At 74.0% G+C, this 26521-nt stretch carries 23 protein-coding genes and 2 pseudogenes; 12 read left to right on the top strand and 13 right to left on the bottom strand.

Annotated elements, in window-relative coordinates; genetic code table 11:
- Nucleotides 1-17: 17 nt before the first annotated feature.
- Nucleotides 18-1532, top strand: a complete 1515-nt coding sequence (locus ABD993_RS00495; RefSeq protein ID WP_345411543.1) for an adenylate/guanylate cyclase domain-containing protein — start codon at nt 18-20, stop codon at nt 1530-1532.
- Between the two features lie 6 nt (nt 1533-1538).
- On the opposite strand, the gene ABD993_RS00500 is transcribed toward ABD993_RS00495, so the two are convergent.
- The 7 genes from ABD993_RS00500 to ABD993_RS00530 all read right to left on the bottom strand — a co-directional run bounded on the left by ABD993_RS00500 (nt 1539) and on the right by ABD993_RS00530 (nt 9541).
- Nucleotides 1539-2636, bottom strand: a complete 1098-nt coding sequence (locus tag ABD993_RS00500) for a DICT sensory domain-containing protein (RefSeq protein ID WP_345411546.1) — start codon at nt 2634-2636, stop codon at nt 1539-1541.
- A gap of 22 nt (nt 2637-2658) precedes the next feature.
- Nucleotides 2659-5409: a phosphoenolpyruvate carboxylase gene (gene ppc / locus ABD993_RS00505; protein WP_345411549.1), complete on the bottom strand. Its 2751-nt coding sequence runs from the start codon at nt 5407-5409 to the stop codon at nt 2659-2661.
- 166 nt (nt 5410-5575) lie between these two features.
- Nucleotides 5576-5854: an HPr family phosphocarrier protein gene (locus tag ABD993_RS00510; protein ID WP_345411551.1), complete on the bottom strand. Its 279-nt coding sequence runs from the start codon at nt 5852-5854 to the stop codon at nt 5576-5578.
- Nucleotides 5855-5871: 17 nt separating this feature from the next.
- Entirely contained in the window at nt 5872-7323 is a 1452-nt protein-coding gene (locus ABD993_RS00515; RefSeq protein WP_345411554.1) for a PTS fructose transporter subunit IIC, read from the bottom strand.
- Nucleotides 7320-7772 carry a PTS sugar transporter subunit IIA gene (locus tag ABD993_RS00520; RefSeq protein WP_345411557.1) on the bottom strand — a complete coding sequence of 151 codons (453 nt, stop codon included), beginning with the start codon at nt 7770-7772 and terminating at the stop codon, nt 7320-7322. Before ABD993_RS00520 ends, ABD993_RS00515 begins: the two co-directional genes overlap by 4 nt.
- Nucleotides 7769-8704, bottom strand: a complete 936-nt coding sequence (pfkB, locus tag ABD993_RS00525; protein ID WP_345411558.1) for a 1-phosphofructokinase — start codon at nt 8702-8704, stop codon at nt 7769-7771. Before pfkB ends, ABD993_RS00520 begins: the two co-directional genes overlap by 4 nt.
- A gap of 75 nt (nt 8705-8779) precedes the next feature.
- Complete coding sequence (locus ABD993_RS00530) at nt 8780-9541, bottom strand: DeoR/GlpR family DNA-binding transcription regulator (RefSeq protein ID WP_345411560.1); 762 nt, start codon at nt 9539-9541, stop codon at nt 8780-8782.
- Nucleotides 9542-9649: 108 nt separating this feature from the next.
- On the opposite strand from ABD993_RS00530, the gene ABD993_RS00535 reads away from it, so the two are divergent.
- The 6 genes from ABD993_RS00535 to ABD993_RS00560 all read left to right on the top strand — a co-directional run bounded on the left by ABD993_RS00535 (nt 9650) and on the right by ABD993_RS00560 (nt 17199).
- A complete protein-coding gene (locus ABD993_RS00535) occupies nt 9650-11302 on the top strand; it encodes a phosphoenolpyruvate--protein phosphotransferase (protein WP_345411562.1) in 1653 nt (550 codons plus the stop codon).
- Complete coding sequence (locus ABD993_RS00540; RefSeq protein ID WP_345411564.1) at nt 11299-12642, top strand: protein adenylyltransferase SelO; 1344 nt, start codon at nt 11299-11301, stop codon at nt 12640-12642. The genes ABD993_RS00535 and ABD993_RS00540 overlap by 4 nt, the downstream gene beginning before the upstream one ends.
- A gap of 60 nt (nt 12643-12702) precedes the next feature.
- The gene (locus tag ABD993_RS00545) at nt 12703-13929 is read left to right on the top strand and encodes an FAD-dependent oxidoreductase (protein WP_345411567.1); all 1227 of its coding nucleotides are present in this window, start codon (nt 12703-12705) and stop codon (nt 13927-13929) included.
- A 113-nt stretch (nt 13930-14042) separates the two neighbouring features.
- On the top strand, nt 14043-14390 hold the full coding sequence (locus ABD993_RS00550) for a molybdopterin oxidoreductase (RefSeq protein ID WP_345411569.1): 348 nt from the start codon (nt 14043-14045) through the stop codon (nt 14388-14390).
- A gap of 2 nt (nt 14391-14392) precedes the next feature.
- Entirely contained in the window at nt 14393-16888 is a 2496-nt protein-coding gene (gene nirB, locus ABD993_RS00555; RefSeq protein WP_345411571.1) for a nitrite reductase large subunit NirB, read from the top strand.
- A complete protein-coding gene (locus ABD993_RS00560; protein WP_345411573.1) occupies nt 16885-17199 on the top strand; it encodes a Rieske (2Fe-2S) protein in 315 nt (104 codons plus the stop codon). Before nirB ends, ABD993_RS00560 begins: the two co-directional genes overlap by 4 nt.
- Nucleotides 17200-17203: 4 nt before the next feature.
- On the opposite strand, the gene ABD993_RS00565 is transcribed toward ABD993_RS00560, so the two are convergent.
- Nucleotides 17204-17524: an ArsR/SmtB family transcription factor gene (locus ABD993_RS00565; RefSeq protein ID WP_345411575.1), complete on the bottom strand. Its 321-nt coding sequence runs from the start codon at nt 17522-17524 to the stop codon at nt 17204-17206.
- 90 nt (nt 17525-17614) lie between these two features.
- Between ABD993_RS00565 and ABD993_RS00570 the strand changes: the two genes are divergently transcribed.
- Complete coding sequence (locus ABD993_RS00570) at nt 17615-19663, top strand: heavy metal translocating P-type ATPase (protein ID WP_345411577.1); 2049 nt, start codon at nt 17615-17617, stop codon at nt 19661-19663.
- On the opposite strand, the gene ABD993_RS00575 is transcribed toward ABD993_RS00570, so the two are convergent.
- The gene (locus tag ABD993_RS00575; RefSeq protein ID WP_345411579.1) at nt 19592-20152 is read right to left on the bottom strand and encodes an SACE_7040 family transcriptional regulator; all 561 of its coding nucleotides are present in this window, start codon (nt 20150-20152) and stop codon (nt 19592-19594) included. The two genes, ABD993_RS00570 and ABD993_RS00575, sit on opposite strands and share 72 nt — an antisense overlap.
- A 641-nt stretch (nt 20153-20793) precedes the next feature.
- Here ABD993_RS00575 and ABD993_RS36560 point away from each other — a divergent pair.
- Nucleotides 20794-21198 (top strand): annotated as a pseudogene (locus ABD993_RS36560) (histidine kinase dimerization/phospho-acceptor domain-containing protein); the annotation flags it as partial.
- Nucleotides 21199-21345: 147 nt separating this feature from the next.
- Nucleotides 21346-21894, top strand: a pseudogene (locus ABD993_RS36565) (ATP-binding protein); the annotation flags it as partial.
- An 8-nt stretch (nt 21895-21902) separates the two neighbouring features.
- Here ABD993_RS36565 and ABD993_RS00585 read toward each other — a convergent pair.
- Nucleotides 21903-22577 (bottom strand): response regulator transcription factor, encoded by a 675-nt coding sequence (locus tag ABD993_RS00585; RefSeq protein WP_345411583.1) that lies wholly within the window; start codon nt 22575-22577, stop codon nt 21903-21905.
- Between the two features lie 105 nt (nt 22578-22682).
- On the opposite strand from ABD993_RS00585, the gene ABD993_RS00590 reads away from it, so the two are divergent.
- Entirely contained in the window at nt 22683-23834 is a 1152-nt protein-coding gene (locus tag ABD993_RS00590; RefSeq protein WP_345411585.1) for an acyl-CoA dehydrogenase family protein, read from the top strand.
- A gap of 51 nt (nt 23835-23885) precedes the next feature.
- On the top strand, nt 23886-24275 hold the full coding sequence (locus tag ABD993_RS00595; RefSeq protein WP_345411587.1) for a hypothetical protein: 390 nt from the start codon (nt 23886-23888) through the stop codon (nt 24273-24275).
- Here the strand turns inward: ABD993_RS00595 and ABD993_RS00600 are convergent, their stop codons facing one another.
- The 3 genes from ABD993_RS00600 to ABD993_RS00610 form a co-directional block, all read right to left on the bottom strand.
- The gene (locus ABD993_RS00600; RefSeq protein ID WP_345411588.1) at nt 24276-24449 is read right to left on the bottom strand and encodes a hypothetical protein; all 174 of its coding nucleotides are present in this window, start codon (nt 24447-24449) and stop codon (nt 24276-24278) included.
- 148 nt (nt 24450-24597) lie between these two features.
- Nucleotides 24598-25353: a 5'/3'-nucleotidase SurE gene (surE, locus tag ABD993_RS00605; protein WP_345411590.1), complete on the bottom strand. Its 756-nt coding sequence runs from the start codon at nt 25351-25353 to the stop codon at nt 24598-24600.
- A gap of 33 nt (nt 25354-25386) precedes the next feature.
- Nucleotides 25387-26520: an MFS transporter gene (locus ABD993_RS00610; protein WP_345411592.1), complete on the bottom strand. Its 1134-nt coding sequence runs from the start codon at nt 26518-26520 to the stop codon at nt 25387-25389.
- Nucleotide 26521 lies beyond the last annotated feature (1 nt).

Consider the following 26521-nt stretch of genomic DNA (forward strand, 5'->3'; position numbering starts at 1 on the left):
CGGCCTAGACTCCGCGCATGGCGGACCCCGCGCTGCGGCCCGGCGGCTCCGTGCTGGGGCTGCCGATCCGGCTGTTGCTCGGCGTCGCGGTGGCGCTCGCCAACTTCGGCGGGGCCGCGATCGTGTTCGCGTTGTCCGCGTGGGTCGTGCCGCAGGGCGAGCTCGCGGACGCCGGGGCGGTCCGGCTGCTCAACATCGCCGTCCTCGTCGGGTACCTGGTCGTGGTCACGCCGCTGGGGATCCTGGCCGGACGGGGGCTGTTCCGGCTCCGCGGCAGGGCGGCGCGCCGCGACCCGCAGCGCCGCGCGCGCCGACTGGTCCTCTACGGACCGCTGCGGCTCGTGGTGATGCTCGCGCTCCTGTGGGGTTGCGCCGTCGTCCTCTTCGGACTGGTCAACCTGCGGTTCTCGTGGCGGCTGGCGCTGTCGGTCGCCGAGACGATCACGGTCGGTGGGATCGCCACCTGCTCGCTGTCGTACCTGCTCGGCGAGCGGATCCTGCGCGGCCCGGCCTCGGTGATCCTGGCCGGGGAGCCGCCGCGCAGCCGGGCGCTGCCGGGTGTGTTGCTCCGCCCGGTGCTGTTCTGGGCCCTCGGCACGGCCGTGCCGATCACCGGGCTGCTGCTCGGCGGGGTGTCCGCGCTGGCCTTCCGGGACGTCTCCGCCGAGCGGCTCGCGGTGATGATCCTGTCCATCGGCGTCGCCGCGCTGCTCGCCGGCATCCTCACGACGGTCGGGGCGGCGCGCGCGGCGGCCGATCCGGTGATCTCCGTGCGGCGGGCGATGCAGCGCGTCGAGCAGGGCGACCTCGACGTCTCCGTCCCCGTCTACGACCACACCGAGCTGGGCAGGCTGCAGGCCGGGTTCAACACGATGGTCGAGGGCCTGCGTGAGCGGGAGCGGCTGCGGGACCTGTTCGGCAGGCACGTCGGGCAGGACGTGGCGCGGGCGGCCGCGGCGTCCGACGGGGTCGAGCTGGGAGGCGAGGTCCGCCGGGTCGCGGTGCTGTTCGTCGATCTCGTCGGCTCGACGGCGCTGGCGGTCGAGCGTCCGCCGCACGAGGTCGTCGAGCTGTTGAACCGGTTCTTCGCGGTGGTCGTGGAGGCCGTCGAGCGGCGCGGGGGCTGGATCAACAAGTTCGAGGGCGACGCCGCGCTGGCGGTCTTCGGCGCGCCCGTCGCCGTGGCGGACCCGGCAGGCTCGGCGCTCGCCGCGGCCCGCGAGCTGGCCGAGGAGCTCGCCGACCGCGGCATCACCGCAGGAATCGGGGTGTCCGCGGGCGACGCGGTCGCGGGCAACGTCGGCGATCCGCGCCGCTACGAGTACACGGTCATCGGCGACCCGGTGAACGAGGCGGCCCGGCTCACCGACCTGGCCAAGAACCGTGGCGGGGTGGTGGCATCGGGGGCCGCGCTCGACCTGGCCGGGGCCGCGGAGGCCGCGCGCTGGGACCGCGGCGACGCCGTGGTGCTGCGGGGCCGTCGCACCCCCACGGAGGTCGCCACTCCGCAGGGCGCGCTCCGGGTGCGCTGAGCGCGGTCAGCCGGCGAGCACGCGCACGGGCTGACGGGTGCGCGCCGCCCCCGCGACCTGGTGGGCGAGCTGCGGGAGCGGAAGCGGCCGACGGCGGGTGACGGTAGCGGCGGCCACGCCCGGGAGCGCCACGAACGGGTAGCGGTGGGCGAGCTCGCCGACGCGCGCACAGGCCTCCTCGCTGAACCTCGCCACGTCCGCCCGGGTCCACGAGGGCAGGACGGCCAGGAAGTCGTCCCTGCCCATCCGGACGACCGTGTCGACGTCCCCGAGCATGCCGCCGACCGAGTGCGCGACACCCTGCAGCGCCGCCAGCTCCGCGCGCAGCCCGTGCTGGGCGCGCACCTCGGACACCCCGAGCACCCGGAGCAGCACGAGCCCGATCGGCAGCGTGCCCTCGCCCAGTCCGCGGGTCCAGCGGTCCAGGAAGGACACGGTGTGCAGGCCGGTGCGCGGGTCGCGGTCCCGGCCCTCCGCCTCGATCTCGGCCAGCCGCGTCTCGGCCCGGATGCGACGGCGGTCGGCCTCGTCCGCGCGGGCGGTGAGGAACCGCAGCGGCGCGTCCCACCAGCCCTGCACCGCGGGCTCCGGCACGGCGACGACGGCGGCGAGCACGTCGTCGATCGCCGCCCGACCGTCGTCGGTCAGGGGCAGGGTGGACCGCAGCCGCAGGATCTCGCGGTAGGCCTCGTCCCGGCGGTAGGACCAGCGACCCCGGAACTGGCGCCCGCCCTCGAGCGACAACGCCCCGGGGGCGACGCGTTCGAGATCGGTCGCCACGAGCGTGGCCCCACCGTGCGGGCCGAGGACGGTGACGCTCCACTCGCGGGCCAGCGGATCGTCCGCGCCCACCAGCGCGTGCCGGATCCCCGGGGGCAGCCGCGGCGGCAGGTCCTCCGCCAACCCGACGACCGTCACCGCGCCGGACGCGGCGATCCGCCGGTAGACCTCGACCTCGCGCTCGAAGTACGACCACTTCTGGAACATCGCGACGACCACCAGCGGCCCGGCGGGCGCAGCCAGCGCGAACCGCTCGATCGCGTGCGAGACGTCGACGAGCACCCGCTTGCCGTAGAGCCCTTCGTCACCGCTGGTGAGCGTCACCCGACGGAGGGTAGCGGAGGCGTCAGCCGGTGTTCTTCATGCCCGCCGCGATGCCGTTGATGGTCAGCAGCAGGGCGCGTTCGAGGTCGGCGTCCGCCACGCCCGTCCTGCGGCGCTGGGCCAGCAGCTCGACCTGCAGGTGGTGCAGCGGCTCCAGGTAGCCGTTGCGCACGGACAGGGTGTGGCGCAGGACCGGGTGGCCCTCCAGCAGCACGGCGTTGCCGGTCAGCGACAGCACCTCGCGCAGGGTCCGCCCGTGCTCGGCCCGGACCTGCTCGAACAGCTCCTGCTGCCCGGGCTCCACCAGCGTGGACACGTAGTACGAGGCGATCCGCAGGTCCGTCTTGGCCAGCGTCATCTCGACGTTGCCGAGCAGGTTCGAGAAGAACGCCCACCGGCGCATCTCGTCCAGCACGTCCCCGTAGCCCGCCTCGCGGGCGGCCCGCAGACCGCTGCCCAGGCCGTACCAGCCGGGGACGACCATCCGGGTCTGCGTCCAGCCGAACACCCACGGGATGGCGCGCAGGTCGTCGAGCGACGGGTTCGCCCCCGGACGCTTCGACGGCCGCGATCCCACGTTGAGCCTGCCCAGCTCGTCCACCGGGGTGGCCGCGGCGAAGAACTCCGGCAGCCGCGGGTCCCCGACGAGCTCGCGGTAGGCCTTCTTGCCCGCCTCGGACACACACGTCATGGCCTCGTCCCAGCGGGCCAGCGTCTCGTCCGGCCAGCGGGACTCGGTGTGGAGCACGCTGGCGTCGAGCATGGAGGCGAGCAGGATCTCCAGGTTGTCGTGGGCCAGCGTGGGCAGCGAGTACTTGTCCGAGATGACCTCGCCCTGCTCGGTGAGCTTCATCGTGGCGTCCACCGAGCCGTACGGGGCGGACGCGATGGCCTCCCCCGCGGGCCCGCCGCCGCGCCCGACCGAACCGCCGCGGCCGTGGAACAGCCGCAGCCGCACGCCGAACCGCGCGGCGGTGTCCCGGAGCTGGCGCTGCGCGCGGTGGATCTCCCACTGCGAGCTGGTGATCCCGGCGCCCTTGTTGGAGTCCGAGTACCCCAGCATGACCTCCTGCAGGTCACCGCGGTTGCGGACCTGCTGCCGGTAGCCGGGGTCGCTGAGCAGGCCCTCCAGCAGGGTGCCCGCCTGCGAGAGCTCCTCGACGGTCTCGAACAGCGGCACCAGGTCCACGGACGAGCGCGGGTCGGACTTGAGCTCGACCATGTACGACTCGCGGGCGAGCACCGCGACGGCGAGCAGGTCGTCCACGTCCTGGGCCATCGAGACGATGTAGGTGCGCGCCACGTCCGGCCCGAAGTCGTGCTGGACCTCGTGGAGCATGTCGAACGTGGCGATCACGGTCCGCGCCGCCTCGGGGACGCCGTAGTGCCGCCGGATGAGTGGGCGGTGGCCCTGCAGCTCCTTGGACAGCAGCTCGCGGCGCTCGGCGCGGGTCAGCTCCGCGTAGGGCTTGTCCAGCTCGCCGAGCTCGTCGTAGATCGCGCCGAGCGCGTCGTGGTGTTTCCGGCTGTGCTCGCGGATGTCCAGCTCGGCGAGGTGTAGCCCCAGCGCCTTCGCCGCCCGGATCGCCCGGGCGAGGGTGCCGCCCGCGATCCGCGCGCCGAGGTGGCCGCGCAGCGAGCGGTCGAGGACCCCCAGGTCGGCGAGGTAGTCGGCCACGCCGAGGTAGTCCACGCCTGCGACGTGGGGGGAGTGCGCGGCGATCCGCGCGCGGGTGTTCTCGAGCTTGGCCTGGACGTAGGACAGCTTGAGCCGGTACGGCTCGAACTGGTTGAGCCGGATGAACCGGTCGTGCACCGCGGGCAGGACCCGGCGGTCTCGGGCCAGCGAGCCGCGCAGCTCCTCCGAGACGCCCATGACCTTGGTGGAGATCGACAGCTCCGAGATGAGCTGCTCGACGAGCGAGTCGTGGATCTTCAGCGCGCGGTCCGAGTACAGCTCCAGGACCTCGCGGGTGACGTCCGGGGTGACGTTGGGGTTGCCGTCGCGGTCCCCGCCGACCCAGACCCCGAGGGTGAGCGGGCGGGAGTCGGCGGGGACCTCGAACCCGTGCGCGGCGGCCTCGGCCTCGAACTCGCCGACCAGGTCGGGGACCGTGGTGGTGCCCAGCCGCTCCATGAACCAGGCGACGTTGCGGGCCTCGTCGGTCACGGTGGGGCGGCCCGGGCGGATCTCGTCGGTCTGCCAGAGCAGGTCGACCAGGGAGCCCAGCTCGGCGTCCGACACGCCGCGGTCCAGCCCGTCCGCCACCCGGCGCAGGATCCGCAGCACGGACTGCCGCGACGCCTCGGTGGGGTGCGCGGTGAACACCGGCCGCAGCTGGGCGCGGGCGAGGACCTCCTGCACCGCCGCGTGGTCGGCGTCCCCGGCGAGGCGCTCCATGACGGTGTGCAGCGGGCGGCGCTCGGCGGGCCGCAGCGCGCGCAGCTCACGCGAGCGGTGCAGCTGCTCGGCGACGTTCGCGAGCTGGAAGTACTGCGAGAACGCCCGGGCGAGGGTGACCGCGGTCCCGGTGTCCAGCCCGGACAGTCGTTCGGTGACCGCGTCCGGGTCCTCCCGGGCGAGCTTGCGGACCTCCTCGACCAGCTCGAGCAGGTCCGGCCCGGCCTGGTTCGCGAGCGACTGCCCCAGCATCGTGGACAGCCGCCGGATGTCCGCACGCAGAGCACTGTGCTCGGACTCGGAGACGACACCGGAGTGGGCCGCCAGCGAGTCCGGGGCCAGCAGTTCGGTGCGGTGGGCGCTCGCGGTCACCGTGGTGGGCTCCGTCCGTCGGAGAGACCGCTCGCGTCGGCGGGAACGGCAGGGCTGTCTCGCATCGTCGCCCCTCGGCGGGGGCGGGGCCATCGCTGGAGGTCCCCCGTTACGGGCACGAAACACGGGCGGCCCCCGGTCGGGGACGCCCGTGGTGCGCGGCGGATCAGCTGGGCACGGCGTCCAGGTCCTGGGCCAGCAGCTCGGCCAGTGCCTCGACGGACTGCTCGCCGTCCTCGGTGTCCTCGGCGGCGAGCACGACCTCCTCGCCGGAGTTCACGCCCAGGCCCAGCACCGAGAGGATGCTGCGGGCGTCCACCGGACCGCGGTCACCCGCGGCGATGGTGACCTTGGCGGGCTGCTGTCCGGCGGCCTTGCAGAACAGGTTGGCGGGGCGGGCGTGCAGCCCCACGGACGATCCGACCTTCACGCGGCGCTCGGCCATGGTGGTCTCTCCCTCTCTCAGACGGTGGCCGCTCGGCGCGGCGCGCGAACGGTCTCGGTGGCGGCCTTCTTCTGGCCCACGGACTTCAGCGCGATCACCAGCGCGGCCGAGACGAGCGTCCCGGCGACGATCGCGACCAGGTAGCCGAACGGGTTGCCGATCAGCGGGATCACGAAGACGCCGCCGTGCGGGGCCCGCAGGGTGGACCCGAAGGCCATCGACAGCGCGCCGGTCACCGCGGACCCGGCCATGATCGACGGGATGACGCGCAGCGGATCGGCCGCCGCGAACGGGATCGCGCCCTCGGTGATGAACGAGGCGCCCAGCAGCCAGGCCGCGCGCCCGTTCTCCCGCTCGGCCTCGGTGAAGAGCCTCTTCCGCACGGTCGAGGCCAGGGCCAGGGCCAGCGGCGGGGTCATCCCCGCGGCCATCACGGCGGCCATGATCAGCAGTGCGGTGTCGGACTGCGTGGACAGCCCCGCCACGGCGAAGGCGTAGGCGGCCTTGTTGACCGGGCCGCCCATGTCGAAGGCCATCATCAGCCCGAGCAGGGCGCCGAGCAGGATCGCGTTGGAGCCGGACAGGCCGTTGAGCCAGTCGGTGAGGCCCGTGGTGGCGGCGGCCAAGGGCTGCCCGACGACCACGAACATGATCCCGCCGACGACCGCGGTACCGATCAGGGGGAGCACCAGCACCGGCATGATCCCGGCGACCGCCTTGGGCGCCTTCCACTTCTTCATCCAGAAGATCAACCCACCGGCCAGCAGACCGGAGACCAGACCGCCGAGGAACCCCGCGTTCGTCTCGACCGCGACCAGGCCGCCGACGAAGCCGGGCACGAGGGCGGGCCGGTCGGCGATCGCGTAGGCGATGAAGCCCGAGAGGACCGGCACCAGCAGACCGAAGGCCAGCGCGCCGAGCTGGAACAGCAGTGCCGCCCAGGACAGGTGCGAGGTCCAGTCGAAGCCCTCGGTGACCTTCGGGGCCTCGGTGATCTGGTATCCGCCGAGCGCGAACCCCAGCGCGATCAGCAGGCCGCCCGCGGCCACGAACGGGATGACGTAGGAGACCCCCGTCATCAGCCACCCGCGGACCCTGCTCGCGGTGCCCGGGCCGGACTGCTTGACCGCGAGCACCGGCTCGGCGGACCGGTCCGCGGGCGCGGCGGTGGCCGCGGCGACGGCCTGCTCGATCAGCGCGTCGGCGCCGGAGATCGCCTTCTTGACACCGCTCGTGACGGTGGGCAGATGGGCGAAGCGGTCCTTGTCCCGGACCTCGACGTCGGCCGCGAGGATGATCGCGTCGGCCTGGGCCAGCTGCTCCGGGGTGAACGGGGTCGAGCCCGCGGACCCCTGGGTCTCGACGACGATCTCGTGGCCCGCCTCCTCGGCGGCGACCTCGAGGGCCTCGGCGGCCATGTACGTGTGCGCGATGCCCGTGGGGCACGCGGTGACGGCCAGGAGCTTCATGCCCCGACCTCCTTCTGGATGTAGTCGGCGACGGCGGCGGCGTCGGTCGCGTCGTGCAGTTCCTGCTTGAAGGCCTTGCGGACCAGGCGGCGGGCCAGTGCGGCGAGCACCGTCATGTGGTCGGTGTTCCCGCCCTCCGGGGCGGCGATCATGAAGACGAGCGTGGCGGGCCCGTCCTCGGCGCCGAAGTCGACGCCGGTGGTGCTGCGGCCGAACGCCAGGCTCGGCACGGTGACGGCAGCGGAGCGGCAGTGCGGGATGCCGATGCCACCCTCGAGCCCGGTGGGCATCTGCTGTTCGCGGGCCTCGATGTCGGCGAGGAACTGCGCGAGGTCGGTGACCCGGCCCGCCTTCGCCAGGCGCTCGGCCAGCGCCTGGACGGCTGCCTGGCGGCTGGTCGAGGGCAGGTCGAGATCGACGAGATCGGCGGTGATCAGCTGGTCGGTCATGCGGCGTCTCCGGTGAGTGCGAGCTCGGTCTGAGGGGTGCCGACGTGGACGTCGGCGAGGGGGATCCCGTGCGGTGCGGGCATCTCGCTGCCCGGCAGGCGGCAGGCCGCGGCTCCGTACGCGACGGCACGTGCCAGGGCGTCCGGCCCGGTGCCCCCGGCGGCGAGGAAGCCCGCCAGGGTCGCGTCGCCTGCGCCCACCGTGCTGCGGACGGCGACGGGCGGGGTGGCGGCGTGCCACTCCCCGGTCTCCTCGACCAGCAGGGCGCCACCGGCGCCGAGGCTGACGAGGACCGCGCCGACGCCCCCGGCGCGGAGCTGCCGGGCTGCGGCGAGCACGTCGCCGAGGCTGTCGAGGGAGCGGCCGACGAGCTCGGCCAGCTCCTCGTGGTTGGGCTTGATCAGGTCCGGTCCGGCGGCGACCGCGGCCCGCAGGGGCGCCCCGCTGGTGTCGATCGCGGTCCGCGTGCGGGACCGGCGGACGAGCGTCGCGTGGAAGTCCACCGGCATGCCCTCGGGCAGCGACCCGCAGCTGACCAGCCACGACGCGTCCCGGGAGCGGGCGATCGCCTGCTCGGTGATCTCGTCGATCTCCTCGACGGTGAGGACCGGTCCGGCCTCGTTGAGCTTGGTCGTGGTCCCGTCCGGCTCGACGATCGTGATGTTCGAGCGGGTCGCCCCGTGGATCGGGACGGTCACGGCGGGCACGCCGAGGACGTCCAGCAGGCCCTGCAGACGCCCTCCCGGCGCGCGGCCCGACGGCAGCACGGCGAGGGTGGGCACGCCCGCGCGGGTCAACGCGCGGGAGACGTTGACGCCCTTGCCGCCCGGGTCGAGCCGACCGGACAGCGCCCGGTGCACCTCGCCGCGGCGGAGCTCGGCGACCTCGACCGTGCGGTCCAGGCTCGGGTTGGGCGTGACGGTGACGATCATGGGCTCACCTCCTCGTGAATGGGGTCGGACGCGCGGGCCGGGATGTCGGGCTCGCGGGTGGTGGGGTCGGGCGGGTCAGGCTCTGAGGACGCGGGGGCCCGCGGCCTCGATGGCCGCGGCGGCGTCGTCGTCGAGCGCGGTGTCGGTGACCAGCGCGTCCACCTGGTCGAGGCGGGCGAACCGGACGAACTGGTCGGTGCCGTACTTGGTGGCGTCCGCCAGGACGACGGTCCGCCGGGCGGCGGCGACCATGGCTCGCTTGGCGGCCGCCTCGGCGGGGTCGGGCGTGGTGAGGCCGCGCTCCGGGGAGAAGCCGTTCGTCCCGACGAACGCGACGTCCACGGTGAGCGTCGCCAGGGTGTCGACCATCCAGTCGTCGACCGCGGCCATGGTGGTGCCGCGGACGCGCCCGCCGAGCAGCCGGACGATGACGTTCGGCCGGGTCGCGAGCATGGACGCGATCGACAGCGAGTTGGTGACGACCGTGATCTCGCGGTCCGTCGGCAGTACCTGGGCGAGGCGGGCGGTGCTGGTGCCCGCGTCGAGCAGGATGGTGAGGCAGCCCTCGAGCTCGACGAGCGCGGCCTTGGCGATGCGCTCCTTCTCCTGGCTGGCGAGGCTGTCCCGCTGGCCGAGGGCGGGCTCGAAGTCGAGCCGGTCGGCCGGGATCGCACCGCCGTGCACCCGACGGACGAGGCCCTGCCGCTCGAGGGTGCCGAGGTCTCGCCGGATGGTCTCCGGCGTGACGTCCAGCTCCTGGGCCACCGAGGCCACGTCGACCCGCCCACCCTCACGGGTGCGGGTGAGGAGCCATTGCTGCCGCTCCGCTGCGTACATCTTCGTATGCTCCCGGATTAGTGCCCGATTCCGCTTGCTTGAGTCTGAGTATGTGGGTTTTACTGGTGTTCGTCAACGGGTCACGGCGAAGTCATCCGAGGAGTTCTCATGCAGCTGACCGGCATCCCCGCGAGTCCCGGCCGCGCCGGAGGGCGCGTGGTGCGCGTGGCGGACGCGCCCGGTGAACCTCCCGTCGGGCCCGTTCCCACCGATCCGGACACCGAAGCGGACCGAATCGGACCCGCGATGGAGGTCGTCGCGGCACGGCTGCAGGCGCGGGCGGACGCGGCGACCGGGGACGCCCGGGAGGTGCTGGAGGCGACGATCACGATGGTCGGCGATCCGGCGCTGCTGGACAACGCCCGCGGTCTCGTCGCCGCGGGTCGGCCCGCCGCGCGTGCGGTGTGGGAGGCCGGGTCGCAGTTCGCGGACATGCTCGCCGGGATGGGCGGCTACCTGGGCGAGCGCGCCGCGGACGTCCGGGACGTGCGGGACCGCATCGTCGCCGAGCTGCTCGGGCTGCCCGCGCCGGGGGTCGCCGACCTGTCCGAGCCCTGTGTGCTGGTCGCGGCCGACCTCGCCCCCGCCGACACCGCCGGGCTCCAACCCGGCATCGCACTGGCGCTGGTGACCGAGCAGGGCGGGCCGACCAGCCACACGGCGATCCTGGCGCGCTCGCTGGGGATCCCCGCCGTCGTCGGGTGCACGGGGGCGCGGTCGCTGGGGGAGTTCGTGATCGTCGACGGGGCCACCGGCACCGTCGACGAGGTGTCCTCCGCCGCCGAGGCACGGGTCGAGGGCGCCGCCGCCGCGCGGGCGACCTGGGACGGGACCGGGCGGACCCGCGACGGACACCTCGTCCCGTTGCTGGCGAACGTCGGGGACGCCGCGGGGGCCGCCCAGGCGGCGGGCCGCGACGCCGAAGGGGTCGGTCTGTTCCGCACGGAGCTGGCGTTCCTCGCCGCCACCGAGGAGCCCTCCGAGCAGCGGCAGCGTGCGGTCTACGACGGGGTGCTGGGCGCCTTCGGCGGCAGGCCGGTGACCGCCCGGACCCTCGACGCGGGCGCGGACAAGCCCCTGCCGTTCCTCACCCTGGACGGCGAGCCGAACCCCGCGCTGGGGGTGCGCGGCCTGCGGATCGCACGGGTCCCGGGTGCCGGGGCGGACGTCCTGGAGCGTCAGCTCGCCGCGCTCGCCGCCGCCGCGAAGGAGACCGGCGCCGAGCTGAAGGTCATGGCGCCCATGGTCGCCACGGCCGAGGAGGCGCGGTTCTTCGTCGAGCGCTGCCGCGTGCACGGGATCGCGAGCGCCGGTGTCATGATCGAGATCCCGGCCGCGGTGCTGACGGCGCGGGAGATCATGGCCGCGGTGGACTTCGTCTCCGTCGGCACCAACGACCTGGCCCAGTACCTGTTCGCCGCGGACCGCCAGTCCGGCCCGGTCGCCGCGCTCAACGACCCCTGGCAGCCCGCGCTGCTGCGGCTGATCCGGCTGCTGGGCGAGGCGTCCGCGGAGACCGGCGTGCCGGTCGGCGTGTGCGGGGAGGCCGCGGCCGATCCGTTGCTGGCCACGGTGCTGGTCGGACTGGGGGCGGCGAGCCTGTCGATGGGCTCGGGCTCCCTGGCCGCGGTGGGCGCGGCCCTCGCCGAGGTGACCCTGGAGCAGTGCCGCGCCCGCGCTGCCGCCGCCTGCGCCGCGCCCGACCCGGCTGCGGCTCGGGCCGCGGCCCGCGGCGGTCCGGACGTACTCTCGGGAGCATGAGCACCGCCGTCGGCATCGCCCTGGACGACAGCTACGCCCGCGCACTGCCGGAGCTCGGCGTGCCGTGGAAGGCCGAGGCGGCGCCGGAGGCCCGGGTGCTGCTGGTCAACCGGGGGCTCGGGATCGACCCCGCACTCGTCACGCCGGAGAACCTGCTCGGCGAGGGCACCGCGATGGCCTACGCCGGGCACCAGTTCGGCAACTACAGCCCCCGCCTCGGGGACGGCCGCGCCCTGCTGCTCGGCGAGCTGCCGGACGGGCGCGACCTGCACCTCAAGGGCTCGGGTCGGACCCCGTTCGCCCGCGGCGGGGACGGCAAGGCGCCGCTGGGGCCGATGCTGCGCGAGTACGTGATCAGCGAGGCCATGTACGCCCTCGGCATCCCGACCACCCGCTCGCTCGCCGTCGTCGCGACGGGGGAGGCGGTGCTGCGCGAGCGCGGGCCGGAGCCCGGTGCGGTGCTCGCCCGCGTCGCGGCCAGCCACCTGCGCGTCGGGACGTTCCAGTACGCCGCCGCGACCGGGGACGTCGCGCTGCTGCGCAGGCTGGCCGACTATGCGATCGCCCGCCACCACCCGACGGTCGACGGGTACCTCGGTCTCTACGAGCGGGTCGTCGAGGTGCAGGCGGCGCTGGTGGCGCGCTGGATGCAGGTCGGGTTCGTCCACGGCGTGATGAACACCGACAACACGACCATCTCCGGCGAGACCATCGACTACGGCCCCTGCGCCTTCATGGACGCCTACGACCCGGCCACGGTGTTCAGCTCGATCGACCGGAGCGGCCGCTACGCCTACGGCAACCAGCCCGCCGTCCTGCAGTGGAACCTCGCCCGGCTCGGCGAGGCCCTGCTCCCGCTGATCGACTCCGACCAGGACACCGCCGTCGAGAAGGCCACCGAGGTGGTGCGCGGTTTCACCGCCCGCTACGACCACCACCTGCGCGCGGGCTGGCAGGCGAAGCTGGGCCTGGGCGCGCCGCCGAAGGAGCTCCTGGACGACCTGTTCACCCTGCTCGCCGAGCGCCGCCTCGACCTGACGACGTTCCTGCGGGACCTCGCGGAGCACCTGCGCGGCGGCCCCGCCCCGGTCGACGACCCGTGGCTCGCCCGGTGGACGGCCGAGCACCCCGACCCGGCCGTGATGGACCGGGCCAACCCGGTCTACATCCCCCGCAACCACCTCGTCGAGGAGGCCCTGACCGCGGCCGTGGCGGGCGATCCGGCGCCGTTCGAGCAGCTGGTCGCGGTGCTGAGCAGGCCGTACGAGGTCCGGGCGGGCCTCGAGCGCTACGCCCGGCCGGGCCCCACCGAGGGCTTCGTCACCTTCTGCGGCACCTGAGCGGTATCGCCGTCCGGATCGTCCCGCTCTGTTCCTCCACGGACGCGGGGGGAGGCCGTGATGGAGACGGCGGACATCGTGGTGGTGGGTGGCGGCATCGCCGGGTCTGCGCTGGCGACGGTGGTGGCCCGCGAGGGCCGCGACGTGCTCCTGCTCGAACGCGCGACGGCCTACCGGGACAAGGTGCGCGGCGAGACCATCGCCTGCTGGGGCGTGGCGGAGATCCTGCGGATGGGCCTCGAGGAGGTGTTCCTCGCGGCGGGCGGGGTGTACGCGACCCGGGCCGTGTTCTACGACGAGATCGTCCGGCCCGCGCAGGCCGAGGCGGGTGCGGCGCCGCTGAGCCGGGTGCTCCCCGGCGTCGCGGGGGCGCTGGACGTCTGGCATCCGCAGGCCTGTGAGGCGCTGATCACGGCGGCCGCCGCGGCCGGAGCCAGGGTGGTGCGCGGGATCGGCCGGGTCGAGACGACGCCGGGGGAGCCGCCCGCGGTGCGGTACACCGACCCGTCGGGCGGGGAGCACACCGTGGTCTGCAGGCTCGTGGTGGGGGCGGACGGCAGGCTGTCCGGTGTCCGGCGGTCGGCCGGGATCGAGCTGGTGGTCGGCACCCCGCGCACCAGGGGCGGCGGCATGCTGGTCGACGGGCTCGACGACTGGCCCGCCGACACCGCCGCCCTCGGCACCGAGGGCGACCTCCACTACCTGCTCTTCCCGCGCGCGGACGGGCGGGTCCGGCTCTACCTGCTGCACGACGTCCGGGACCGCGGCCGGTTCTCCGGCACCGACCGGCCCCGGGCGTTCCTCGACGCCTACCAGCTCGACTGCATCCCGGACAGCGCCATGTTCGGGCGGGCGAGACCTGCCGGGCCCTGCGTCTTCTACCCGATGACGGACTCCTGGACCACGACCGACCCGATCGCCCCGGCCGTCGTGCTGATCGGGGACGCCGCGGGCTGGAACGACCCGATCATCGGCCAGGGACTGTCGATCGCCCTGCGGGACGCCCGCACCGTCGCCGAGATCGTGCTCGACGACGGCGACCTCGCCCCGTACGTCGACGAACGCCGCGAGCGGATGCGCAGGCTGCGGGTCTCCGCCTCCGTCGTGACCGATGTGGCCTGCACCTTCACCCCGGAGGGGGCCGCCAGACGGGCGGCCTACGGCGCGACGATGGCATCCGACCCGGTCCTCGCGGGCCCGCGGGCGGCGGTCCAGGCGGGCCCGGACCGCGTCCCGGGGGAGTCCTTCGGGCCGCGGACGGTGGAGCGCATCCGCGCGCTGGGCTGAGCACCCTCACACGGTCACGCTCAGCGACCTGAGATGCCCGTAACGGACAGTGCACGCCCGAGTAACAGCGGTCCCCGAGGCTGGGTGGTCCACCACCACGAGGAGACCGCCGGATGATCAGCAAGCCCACCTTCCTGCAGGGCATCTTCGGTGTCGAGGGGGCCGGGATCGACAAGCCCGTGCTGCTCGAGGCCGGACTCCGCTACACGGTGCCCCCGGGGGTGGTCACGCAGCCGCTCTACTTCCGCGGCGGCAACAGCACGGACGAGCTGGTCACGGTGGTGCTGGTCCGCGACGGCGCCCCGATGCGCTACTTCCCGATCGGCGCCCGGGCGAGCACCCACGTGCCGCTGGCGGTCGTGGAGGATCTGGACGAGGGCACCGTCCTCGAGGTGCACCTGGCCGCGCGCGAGGGCCTCACCGGCACCGTGGTCGTCGACCTCGGCCTGGTGGAGGTCTGAGGATGGCGGCGAAGGAGCAGCTCGTCGTCGTCGGGAACGGGATGGCGGGGGCCCGCGCGGTGGAGGAGATCCTCGCGCGCGGCGGGGCCGAGCGGTTCGCGATCACCATGTTCGGCGACGAGCCGTACGGCAACTACAACCGGATCATGCTCAGCCACGTGCTGGCGGGCGACGAGTCGGACGACATCTACCTCAACCCGCTCGATTGGTACCGCGACAACGACATCACCCTGCACGCCGGGGTGCGCGTGGTGCGGGTGGACCGGTTCGCGCGCAAGGTGTTCTCCGACGACGGCCAGGTCCTGCCCTACGACAGGCTGATCATCGCGACGGGCAGCCGCACGTTCTTCCCGCCGATGGACGGCATGTGGGTGGACGACCGCACGCTCACCCCGGGCGTCTTCGGGTTCCGCACCCTGGACGACACCACCGCGATGCTGGACTACGCCCAGGACCACTCGTCCGCCGTCGTGATCGGCGGGGGGCTGCTCGGCCTGGAGGCGGCGTACGGGCTGCGCAAGCACGGGCTGGACGTGCACGTGGTCCAGGGCGGCGCGGTGCTGATGAGCCAGCAGCTGGACGAGGAGGCGGGCGCCATCCTGCGTCGCATCCTGGAGGACGAGGTCGGTATCACCGTCCACACCGGACAGCGCCCGGCCGCGATCCGGTCCACCGGCTCGGTCGCCGGGGTGGTGCTCAAGGACGGCTCGGCGATCGACGCGGACATGGTCGTGGTCACCGCGGGCATCCGGCCCAACGTGGGCCTCGGCGTCGTCTCGGGGCTGACGGTGGAGCGGGCGATCGTCGTCGACGACCAGATGCGCTCCGTGGACGACCCGGACATCTTCGTCGTCGGCGAGTGCTGCCAGCACCGCGGCGAGGTCTACGGGCTGGTCGCGCCGCTGTGGGAGCAGGCCGCGGTGCTGGCGGACGTGCTCACCGGCGCGGACCCGAAGGCGGCCTACCACGGCTCGCGGAACGCGACGAAGCTCAAGGTGGCGGGCGTCGACGTCGCGCAGATGGGGCTCAAGCGGCCGGAGAAGGAGGACGACGAGTTCGTCCGGTTCTCCGAGCCGCGCCGCGGCGTCTACAAGTCGGTGGTGATCCGCGAGGGCAGGCTGGTGGGCGCCACGCTCGTCGGGGAGACGGACAAGGTCGCCTTCCTGACGCAGAGCTTCGACCGCGGGCTGCCGCTGCCCGAGGAGCGCGTCGAGCTGCTGTTCTCCCTGGCCGGGCCGTCGGAGGCCGAGGGCGCCGCGGAGATGGACGACTCGGTGCAGGTCTGCAACTGCAACGGGGTCACGAAGGGCGACCTGTGCGGGGCCGTCGCCGGGGGCTGCGGCTCGGTCGCGGAGGTGATGGCCGCGACCCGCGCGGGCAAGGGGTGCGGCTCGTGCAAGTCGCTGGTCGCGCAGATCGTGGAGTGGGCGGGTGGTTCGTCGGCGCCGGATGAGTCCGCGTCCTGGTACGTGCCTGCGATCCCGCTGGACAAGCCCACGCTGATCGAGGCGATCCGGGCCCGGGGGCTGCGCAGCGTCTCGTCCGTGTTCGCGGCGCTCGCCCCGGACGGCGAGGACGCGGGGTCCAAGATGGCGCTCTCCTCGCTGCTCACGGTGATCTGGGCGGGCGAGTACGTCGACGAGCGGGACGCGAGGTACATCAACGACCGGGTGCACGCGAACATCCAGCGGGACGGCACCTTCTCCGTCGTCCCCCGGATGTCCGGCGGCGTGACGACGGCGGCGGAGCTGCGTCGGATCGCGGACACCGCGGACCGGTTCGAGATCCCGATGATCAAGGTGACGGGCGGGCAGCGGATCGACCTGCTCGGCGTCCGCAAGGAGGACCTGCCCGCCGTGTGGGAGAGCCTGGACATGCCGTCCGGGTACGCCTACGGCAAGTCGATGCGCACGGTGAAGACCTGCGTCGGGACGGACTTCTGCCGCTACGGCCTCGGTGACTCCACGCAGCTCGGGATCGACATCGAGGAGCGGTACAAGGGCCTGGAGAGCCCCGCGAAGCTCAAGCTCGCGGTGGCCGGGTGCCCGCGCAACTGCTCGGAGGCGCTGGTCAAGGACATCGGGATCGTCGCGGTCGGGGACGATCGGTGGGACGTGCTGGTCGGCGGCGCCGCCGGTGCCTCGGTGCGGCAGGGTGACGTGCTGGCGACCGTGGACGGCCGGGACGAGGCGTTGCGGCTCACCGGGGTGTTCATGCAGTACTACCGGGAGAACGGGCGCTGGCTGGAGCGGACGTACGACTTCGTCCCGCGGGTCGGGGTGGACGAGCTGCGCGCGCTGCTGGTCGAGGACCGCGACGGGATCGTCGCGGGGCTGGAGGAGCGGATGCAGGCCGCGGTGGACGCCTACCGCGATCCCTGGCTGGAGGGGCGGGAACCCGCGACGGAGGGACAGTTCCACGACTCCCTGCCGTTGATCCCGCTGCCGCAGGTGCCGATCAGGGACGGCTCGTCGTCGCCCGCGGGGGTGGCGCGGTGAGCGCCCCCGGGCTGACGGCACACCGGTTGGGCCCGGCGTCGCAGGTGCCGGTCGGGGAGGGCCGGGGGTTCTCGGTCGAGGGCAGGCAGATCGCCGTGTTCCGGCTGCGGGACTCGTCCCTGCGCGCGTTGGACGCGACGTGTCCGCACGCCGGGGGCCCGCTCGCCGACGGCCAGCTCGATGCGCGCAAGGTCGTGTGCCCGCTGCACATGCGGGCCTACTCGTTCGCGGACGGCTCGTGCCCCGAGGGGCCGGGGGTGGCGGTGCATCCGGTGCGCGAGGAGGCGGGCGAGCTGGTCGTGGAGCTGTGAGGAGTCAGCGTGGGAGGTCCGCGGACTCGCCGAGGGCCTCGGTGAGCAGCCTGCGGACGCGCGCGTTCTCCGCGGTGTAGTAGACGAACGTGCCCTCGCGGCGGCCCTCGACCAGGCCCGCGAGGCGCAGCTTCGCGAGGTGCTGGCTGACCGCGGTGGGGGCGGCGCCGACGAGTTCGGCGAGGCAGGCCACCGACGTCTCGCCCTGGAGCAGGGCCCAGAGGATCTTGATCCGGGTGGGGTCGGCGAGCATGCGCAGTGCGTCCGCCGCCCGCCTGACCTGGTCCTCGGGCGGCATCGCGAAGTCCGGTATGCCCTCGTGCACGCGGCGAGTCTACCGAACACCTGAGCGGTCATACAGATGTGTCCGTTGCTGTATGCGTATCTTCCTGTGTGCGAAGGTATGTTGGTGCGCATGCTCTCCCTCCCGGAGGTGCGGTCCGCCGCGCTCGCCCTCGCCGCATTCGCCCTGGCGGTACCCGCCGACCTCTGGGGCGCGCCGTGGCCGCTCGTCGCGCTGCTGTACGCGGCCTGCTACGTCGCCGGTGGCTGGGAACCCGCCCGGTCCGGGCTGCAGGCGCTGCGGGAGCGGACGCTCGACGTCGACCTCCTCATGATCGTCGCGGCGCTCGGCGCGGCCGCGATCGGCCAGTACCTCGACGGCGCGCTGCTGATCGTCATCTTCGCGGGGTCGGGCGCCCTCGAAGCGGTGATGACGGCGCGGACCAGGGCGGGCATCACCGGCCTGCTCCACCTCGCGCCCGAGACCGCGCACCGCGTGGTGTGCCGGGAACCCGGGTCGGCGGCGGGGGTCGAGGCAGACACCGTGACCGTGCGCGCCGCGGATCTGCTGGTCGGGGACGAGGTCGTCGTCAGGCCGGGTGAGAAGGTGCCCGCCGACGGGACGGTGCTCGCGGGGGCCGGCGAGATCGACGCCTCGAGCCTGACCGGCGAGCCCCTCCCCGTTCCCCGGCGGACCGGTGACGAGGTCTTCGCGGGAACCCTCAACGGCACCGGCGTTCTGCGGGTGCGGGTGGCGACGGATCCCCGCGAGTCGGTCGTCGCGGGGATCGCGGCCCAGGTCGCGCGGGCCGCGGAGACCAAGTCGACGCGCCAGCTGTGGGTGGAGCGGATCGAGCGGCGCTACTCGGTGATCGTCGTTCTGGCGGCGGTCGCGGTCTTCGTGGTGCCGTTGGTGCTCGGTGCGGACCTGCGGTCGGCGCTGCTGCGCGCGATGACCTTCATGATCGTGGCCTCGCCGTGCGCGATCGTGCTCGCCACGATGCCCCCGCTGCTCGCCGCGATCGCGGTGGCGGGCCGGCGCGGGGTGCTGCTGAAGGAGGCGGGCGTGGTGGAGGCGCTCGCCGAGGTCGACGCGGTCGTCCTGGACAAGACCGGCACGGTCACCTCGGGGCGTCCGGAGGTGCGGTCGGTCGAGGCGGTCGTCGACTGCTCGCCGGACGAGGTGCTCGCGCTGGCCGCGGCGGCCGAACAGGGTTCCGAACACGTACTCGGCCGGGCGATCGTGGCGGCGGCGCAGCGCCGGGACCTGCGGGTGCCGGATGCCCGCGACACCACCGCGCTGCCCGGCGAGGGGATCGTCGCGCTGGTGACGCGGGACGGGGCGAGCGTGCGTGTCACGGTGGGCCGCCCCGACCTCGACGCCGGGGACCGCGATCGCCCCCTGCGTGCCGAGAGCGCGGTGGGCACAGCGCTGACGACACACGATCGGCGATCATGCAGCCCTCACGGCACGAAACGTGCCGAGGGGGCGGATCACCTCGCCGCGCTCGTCGTTCGGGTGGAGCGGCGGGGATGGACCGCGGTCGTCGTGAGGGTGGGCGGGGAGGCGGTCGGCGTGCTCGGGCTGGCCGACGAGCCGCGGCCCGGGGCGCGCGACGCGATCGACGGGCTCCGCGCGACCGTCGGCGAGCCCACCCTGCTGACCGGCGACGCCGTCGGCCCGGCTCGCGCGCTCGCCGAGCGGGCCGGGATATCGCAGGTCAGGGCGGGTCTCAGCCCGGCGGACAAGCACGCCCTGCTGCCCGAGCACGCACTCGCGGTCGGCGACGGGCTCAACGACGCGCCGCTGCTCGCCGGGGCCCACGTCGGGCTCGCGGTGGGGGACGGGGCGGCCACGCTCTCGGTCGAGGCCGCCGACGGGGTGCTGCTGCGCGATCCGCTGGGCGCGCTCGCCCCGCTCGTGCGGCTGGCGCGCCGGGCCCGGCGGACCGCGCGGGTCAACCTGGCGTTCGCGGCGGCGGTGATCGTGGGGCTGGTGGCCTGGGACCTCGTCGGGACGCTGCCGCTCGCCGTCGGCGTCGCGGGCCACGAGCTGTCGACCGTCCTGGTCTGCCTCAACGGGCTGCGGCTGGCGGTGTGGCCGGGCTGGTCAGAGGGTGGAGAGCGCCTCGAGGGCCATGCGCCGCAGCAGGCCCGCGACCTCGTCCGGGCTGCTCCGTGACCCGCTGTGGGGGGTGGAGTTGAGCAGTCCGAACGCGCCGTGCGCGGCCACCCTGGCCTCGTCGACCCCCAGGTGGGGATGCAGCCGGCGCAGGGTGTCGACCCAGATCTCGACGTAGGTCCGCTGCACCCGGCGGACCCGCCTGCGGTCCTCCGCGGACAGGTTGTCGAGGTCACGGTCCTGGACCACGATCAGCTCCGGCTCGCGCAGCGCGAACGCGAGCTGGAAGTCCACGAGCGCGGCCAGCACGGCGGCGGGCTCACCGCCCGCCCGTTCGCGCCCGCCCGCGAGCAGCCGCTCGCTGATGTCCACCAGGAGCTCGGCGAGCAGCGCCTCCTTGCCGGGGAAGTGCCGGTACAGCGCGGGCCCGCTGATCCCCACGGCCGCACCGAGCTCGGCGATGCTCACGCCGTGGTACCCGTGCCGGGCGAAGAGGACGGCCGCGGTGCGCAGGATCTGCTCCCGGCGCGAGAGGTTCGGCGCCGCCATGGCCGGTCAGCCTACCCAGTGCCGGCGGTCGGCTCCGTCTCAGCCGGACTTCAGGACCGGGCGTTTACCCTGCTCCCATGGCGCGCGCACCGGGATCAGGCGTGCGCGACCGCCTGCGCGCACGCCTCGGCGTCCGGACGACGACCGCGCTGGCCGCGGCGATCACCGTCGCGGTGGTGCTCCTGGTGGCCGGTGCGGCCCTGGTCCTCGGGCTCAACACGCTGCTGCGGATGCAGCTGATGAGTGCCGCCGACCAGCAGGCCACGCAGCTGGGCGAGCGGGTCGCGGCCAACTTCGCGGGCTCCGAGGACATCAAGCGCAACGGCATCCTGGCCACCGGGAAGCGCTCGGACTACGTCGAGGTCGTCACCGACTACAACGCCGATCCCGGACATCCGCCGGACGTCCAGAACATCGGCTCGTCCGATCCGCTGCCCGAGTACCCGCTGATGGCGGACGTGCTCGTCCGGCCCGGGGACGTCGAGGTCGTCGACTCGTGGGTCACCCTGAACGAGGGCAAGGACGTCGAGGTCCTGGTGGTCGCCAAGGGCTTCGAGTTCCCACCGACCGGGCAGCACTTCACCGTGCTCGCCGCGCAGCCGGTGGACTTCCTGCACCGCGCGGTCGACACCGTGCTGGTCATGGTGCTGTTCGGGGTCCCGGTGCTGGTGGTGCTCGTCGGCGGGGCCACGTACCTGTTCGCGGGCCGGGCCCTGCGCCCGGTCGAGGCGATGCGGGCGCGGGTGGCCGGGATGTCGGACCGCGACCTGAGCGGGCGGGTGCCGGTCCCGCCCGCGCGGGACGAGGTCGGCAGGCTCGCGGTGACCATGAACCAGCTGCTGGACCGGCTGGACGGCGCCCAGACGACCCAGCGCCGTTTCGTCGCCGACGCCAGCCACGAGCTGCGCAGCCCGCTGGCCACGATCGCCTCCGGCCTGGAGCTGCTCGACGGCAGCGTCGCCCCGGCCGACCGCTCCACCGTGCGCACCCTGCGCGGGGAGGCGGGCAGGCTGGACCGTCTGGTCGACGGCCTGCTGCTGCTCGCCCGGTCGGACGAGCGGGGGCTGCAGCCGAACCGCGAGGACGTCGACCTCGACGAGATCGTGGAGGCCGAGCGCGGGCGCCCGTCGGACGTCGGCGGGGTCGCCCCCGAGGTCCGCGCCGATCCCGTCCGGGTCTCCGGCGACCGCGCGCAGCTGGTGCGTGCCGTGCGCAACCTGGTCGACAACGCGCGCAGGCACGCCCGTACCCGGGTCCTGGTCTCCCTCACGGCGGACGGCCCGACGGCCCTGGTCGAGGTCGCCGACGACGGCCCTGGGGTGTCCCCGGCGGACCGGGACCGGATCTTCGAGCGCTTCGTGCGGCTGGACGAGTCCCGCGCGCGCTCGGACGGAGGCGCCGGGCTCGGGCTGGCGATCGTGCGGGAGATCGTGGCGGTACACGGCGGAACTGTCGAGGTCGCCGAGTCCGAGCTGGGTGGTGCTCTGTTCCGGCTGCGGCTCCCGCTGGTCGAGGCCGGACCGCCCCAGCCGGAACCCGAGCCCGGTCCCGAGCTGTTCGACGACCGCCCGGAGCCGCCGACCCTGCCCGCCCGGATCCCGCCGACGTCGGGGCGACGCCCCAGCCCGGCGCCGCGCACCCCTGTCCTGCCCCGCCCGGTCCCGATCCGCCTGGGCGACGCCCCCTCACCCGCGGACGTCAACCCCACCGGCCCGATCCCGACGGTCCCACCCGGCCGCTGAGGACGTCGTCAGGCGGGTTCGGGCATCCGGTAACCGACCCCGCGGAGGGTCTCGATGCTCTGGGTGCCGAAGGGGACGTCGATCTTCTTGCGCAGGTAGCCCACGTACACCTCGACGACGTTGACCTCGCCGTCGTAGTGGGCGTCCCAGACCGCGCGCAGGATGTCGGTCTTGGTGACCACCTCACCCGCGTGTCGCATGAGGTGCTCCAGCACCCCGAACTCGCGCGGGGTCAGCGTGATCTCGGTGTCCCCGCGGTGCACCCGGTGGCGGGCGGGGTCCAGCCGCAGGTCGCCGACCTCCAGGACCGCCGGCCGGGCCTCGCCCGAGCGGCGCTGCAGGGCCCGCAGCCGTGCGAGCAGCACGACGAAGGAGAACGGCTTGGTGAGGTAGTCGTCCGCGCCGAGGTCGAAGGCGTCCGCCTCGTCGTACTCGCCGTCCTTGGCGGTGAGCATCAGGACCGGCGTCCACACGCCGGCCGCCCGCAGCCGCTCGAGGATCCGGTACCCGGACAGCCCCGGCAGCATGATGTCCAGGATCACCACGTCGTAGCCGCCGCGGATCGCGGCGTCGAGGCCGCTGGGGCCGTCGTGGCGCAGGTCCACGCCGTGCCCCTCCCGGGCGAGGCCCCGACGGACCATCTCCGCGAGCGGGCGTTCGTCCTCGACCAGGAGCAGGCGCACGCGTCCACCGTAGGCCGGCCCGGGCCGCCCGGGTCGGCGGCCGGTGCTGGCGCCCGAGGTTAGTGAACGTTAACCTGGTGCTGTCGGACGTCGAAAGGGACAGCCATGGACCTCGAACTCAGCGAGGAGCACGCGGCCCTGCGGGCCACCGTCGAGGACTTCGCGCAGAAGGAGGTCGCGCCGGTCATCGGCGGCTTCTACGAGCGCGGCGAGTTCCCGTACGAGCTGGTCGCGAAGATGGGCGCGATGGGCCTGTTCGGGCTGCCGATCGCCGAGGAGTACGGCGGCATGGGCGGGGACTACTTCGCGCTGTGCCTGGCCCTCGAGGAGCTCGCCCGGGTCGACTCCTCCGTGGCGATCACCCTGGAGGCCGGGGTCTCGCTGGGGGCGATGCCGCTGGCCCGCTTCGGCTCCGCGGAGCAGCAGGCGCGCTGGCTGCCGCAGCTCGCGGCAGGCGAGAAGCTGGGCGCCTTCGGGCTGACCGAGCCCGGCGGCGGGTCGGACGCGGGCGCCACCCGCACCACCGCGAGGCTCGACGGGGACGAGTGGGTGATCAACGGGTCGAAGTGCTTCATCACCAACTCCGGCACCGACATCACCGAGCTGGTCACCGTCACCGCGGTCACCGGGGAGCGCGAGGGCGGGAAGAAGGAGATCTCGGCGATCGTCGTCCCGTCCGGTACCCCGGGGTTCACGGTCAGCGAGAAGTACTCCAAGGTCGGCTGGTCGGCCTCCGACACCCGCGAGCTGTTCTTCGACGACGTCCGGGTGCCCGCCGAGAACCTGCTCGGCGAGCGCGGTCGCGGGTACGCCCAGTTCCTGTCCATCCTGGACGAGGGCCGGGTCGCGATCGCGGCGCTGTCGGTCGGTCTGGCGCAGGGGTGTGTCGACGAGTCGGTCCGCTACGCCCACGAGCGCGAGGCCTTCGGCCACGCCATCGGCACCTACCAGGCGATCCAGTTCAAGATCGCCGACATGGAGGTCCGCGCGCACACCGCGCGCCTGGCCTACTATGCGGCGGCGGCGAAGATGCTGGCGGGCAAGCCGTTCAAGAAGGAGGCGGCCATCGCGAAGCTCGTCGCCTCGAACGCCGCGATGGACAACGCGCGAGACGCCACCCAGGTCTTCGGCGGCTACGGCTTCATGAACGAGTACCCGGTCGGGCGGTTCTACCGGGACGCCAAGATCCTGGAGATCGGCGAGGGCACCAGCGAGGTGCAGCGGATGCTCATCGCCCGGACCCTCGGGCTCCAGTAGGGTCGGCCTCCGCGAGCGTCGGAGCGTCCGGCGCCGAGGGGAGGAGCCGACGTGGCGAGCTGGGACGACCTGGTGTCCTACGTCCGGGTGCGGTACGAGATCATGCGCTCGGCCGAGACCGAGCTGTGGTTCAACCTCCCGACGACGGCCGAGCGCACCCAGCTCGTCGTCGTCCGGAGCGTCACCGGGCCGGACGGCGAGCCCGGCGCGCAGATCGCCTCCCCGGTGGGCAAGCTGTCCGACCTGGACCTGCCCCACCTGCTGACGAAGGCGGGCGAGTCCGCGATCGGCGGCGTCGTCGCGCAGGACGGCGTGGTGGTGTTCCGGCACGCCATCCCGCTGCACGAGGGCGAGCTCGCGGCGTTCGACGGGCCCTTCAAGCACGTCACCCACGTCGCCGACGAGCTCGAGGAGCTGCTCACCGGCGGTGACGAGCACTAGTCAGCCGACCGGCGTCGGCTCCAGCGCCTGCTCGACGACGGTCCGCAGGCGGGCGAGCAGGATGTCCGCCTCCGCCCAGGTCAGTGCCCCCGCGGCCACACCGCCGCGAAGTTCCTCGGCCACCGAACGCGCGAAGCGGGTCGACCACTCGTATCGCTGCTGCCCGTCACCCATTGCGACAGTGTGGGCTATGCCACTCGTCACGCCCGATCCGGGGACGCTGCGTGTCGCAGGGTCCCCGCGGCCGCGGACGACGGGGCCGGTCAGGTGAACGGCGGGTGGCCTGAAGTCCTCCGACGGGTGACCTCGGGGTGGCGCCGCGTCACAGCAGGCCGGGGACGGCCGACACGGACCGCAGCTGGGTGATCGTGGGGTGGCCCGCGGCGAGCAGCGCGACGTCCGTGCCGGGCTCGGAGGGCTCGTCCGGGCTCTCGATCGTGGCCTGGAGGGTGGCGGGCGCCCCGTCCACCCCACTCGTGTGGGCGATGCGGACCTGGACCGCCCCGACCGCGGCCAGCGCGGCCTCGCGCAGCGGACCGATCTCCGCGGCGGGGCGGTCGGGCACGTTGAGCGACAGTACGGACCCCGCGGGCCTGCCCGCGAGCAGGGCGAGGCTCTCCGGCAGCACGGCGAGCACCGTCTCCCAGTTCGCCTCCGCGGCGACGGCGAGCCCGCAGTCCAACGAGGTCGCGAGCGCCGACCGGCCGTGCATGGCCGCGGTCAGCGCCGCGCCGACGGTGCCGGAGTGGATCACCGAGCCGCCCACGTTGGCGCCGATGTTGATCCCGGAGAGCACGACGTCCGGCAGCCGGTCGAGCCAGCCCTCGAAGGCCGAGTGCACGATGAAGGCGGGGTGGCCCTCGACGGAGAAGGCGGGCACGTCCAGGCCCGGCAGCGGCCGCTCGTGCACCTTGACGCGGCGCTCCTCCGCGACGGCGTACACCGAGGCGCCGACCCCGGTGGAGTCGACGTGCGGCGCGGCCACGACCACCTCGAACCCGGCCGCGAGGGCGCCGCGGGTCAGGGCCGCGAGCCCCGGGGAGTCGATGCCGTCGTCGTTGGTGATCAGTGCCAGCACCCGTCGACGCTATCCCGACGGCCCGCGCGACCCTCAGGTGCGGGGGCGGCTCACCGCCGTCAGGGCGAGCGCCACGAGCGGCGCCACCGCCGTGGCCGCGAAGCCGAGGGCGCCGAACGCGGTGTGCAGCGGCACCCAGAGCACCGGGGCGAGCGCCCCGCCGAAGAACTGGAAGGACAACGCCAGCGACGCGGCCCCCGCCCGGTTGTCGGGCGCACTCGTCGCGGCCACCGAGTTGACCGTGGTCCGCAGCCCGGTCACCGCGATCCCCACCGCCGCGATCCCGAGCCCCAGCACGAATACCGACGGCCCGAGCGCGGCGGCCAGCAGACCCACCGCGAGCAGCACGTTCATCGCGACCCCGGTGCGCCGGGGCCCGAACGCGTCCAGCCTGCGGCCGAGCAGCGGCGCGGCGAGCAGGCCCGCTACACCGAACGCGGCCGCGAGCAGTCCGCGCTCCCACGGGCCGAGCCCGAACTCCTCCTGCGCCCGCAGGATCGACAGCACGGTCAACCCGACGGCGGCGAGGTAGCAGAGGAACGACAGCCCACAGGCCAGGGCGAGGTCCCGGTTGGCGAGGGCCATGACCGACGGCCGACCCCGCGGGGCACCGGTGGTCATCGTCGGCGGGAGCACCGCCAGCAGCAGCGCGACGACGGCGGGGAACGCGAAGGCCAGCCGCCAGTCCAGCGCGGCCGACGGCCCGGAGACCAGCGGGCTGGCCGCCTGCCCGGCCGCCTGCAGCCCAGCGAACAGCCCCAGCGCGCGTCCCAACCGGGCCCGGGGGACCAGGTCGGTGATCGCGGCGACGAGCAGCGGGGTGGTGAAGGCGTTGGTCGCGCCCTGCGCCGCGCGCGCGGCGAGGAACCAGCCCATCGACGGCGCCAGCACGCACGCCGCGCAGGACAGCACGAACAGCACCAGCGAGACCTGCATCGTGCGGGCCCGGCCCCACCGCTCGGCGAGCGTGCCGCTGACCAGCATCAACGCCGCGAACGGCAGCATGTATGCGGTCACCGCGCCCGCCGCGAGCTCCGGCGTGGAGCCCAGGCCCGCCGCGACCTCGTGCACCATCGGCGTGACCATGGTGCTGGCGTACGGGCCGAGGAACCCCCCGGCGTAGAGCGGCCACGCCCGGATGGCCGGGCGTGGCCGGACCGTCGTCACG

Origin of the sequence: Pseudonocardia xishanensis (genome assembly GCF_039541715.1) — a bacterium.
GTDB lineage: Bacteria > Actinomycetota > Actinomycetes > Mycobacteriales > Pseudonocardiaceae > Pseudonocardia > Pseudonocardia xishanensis.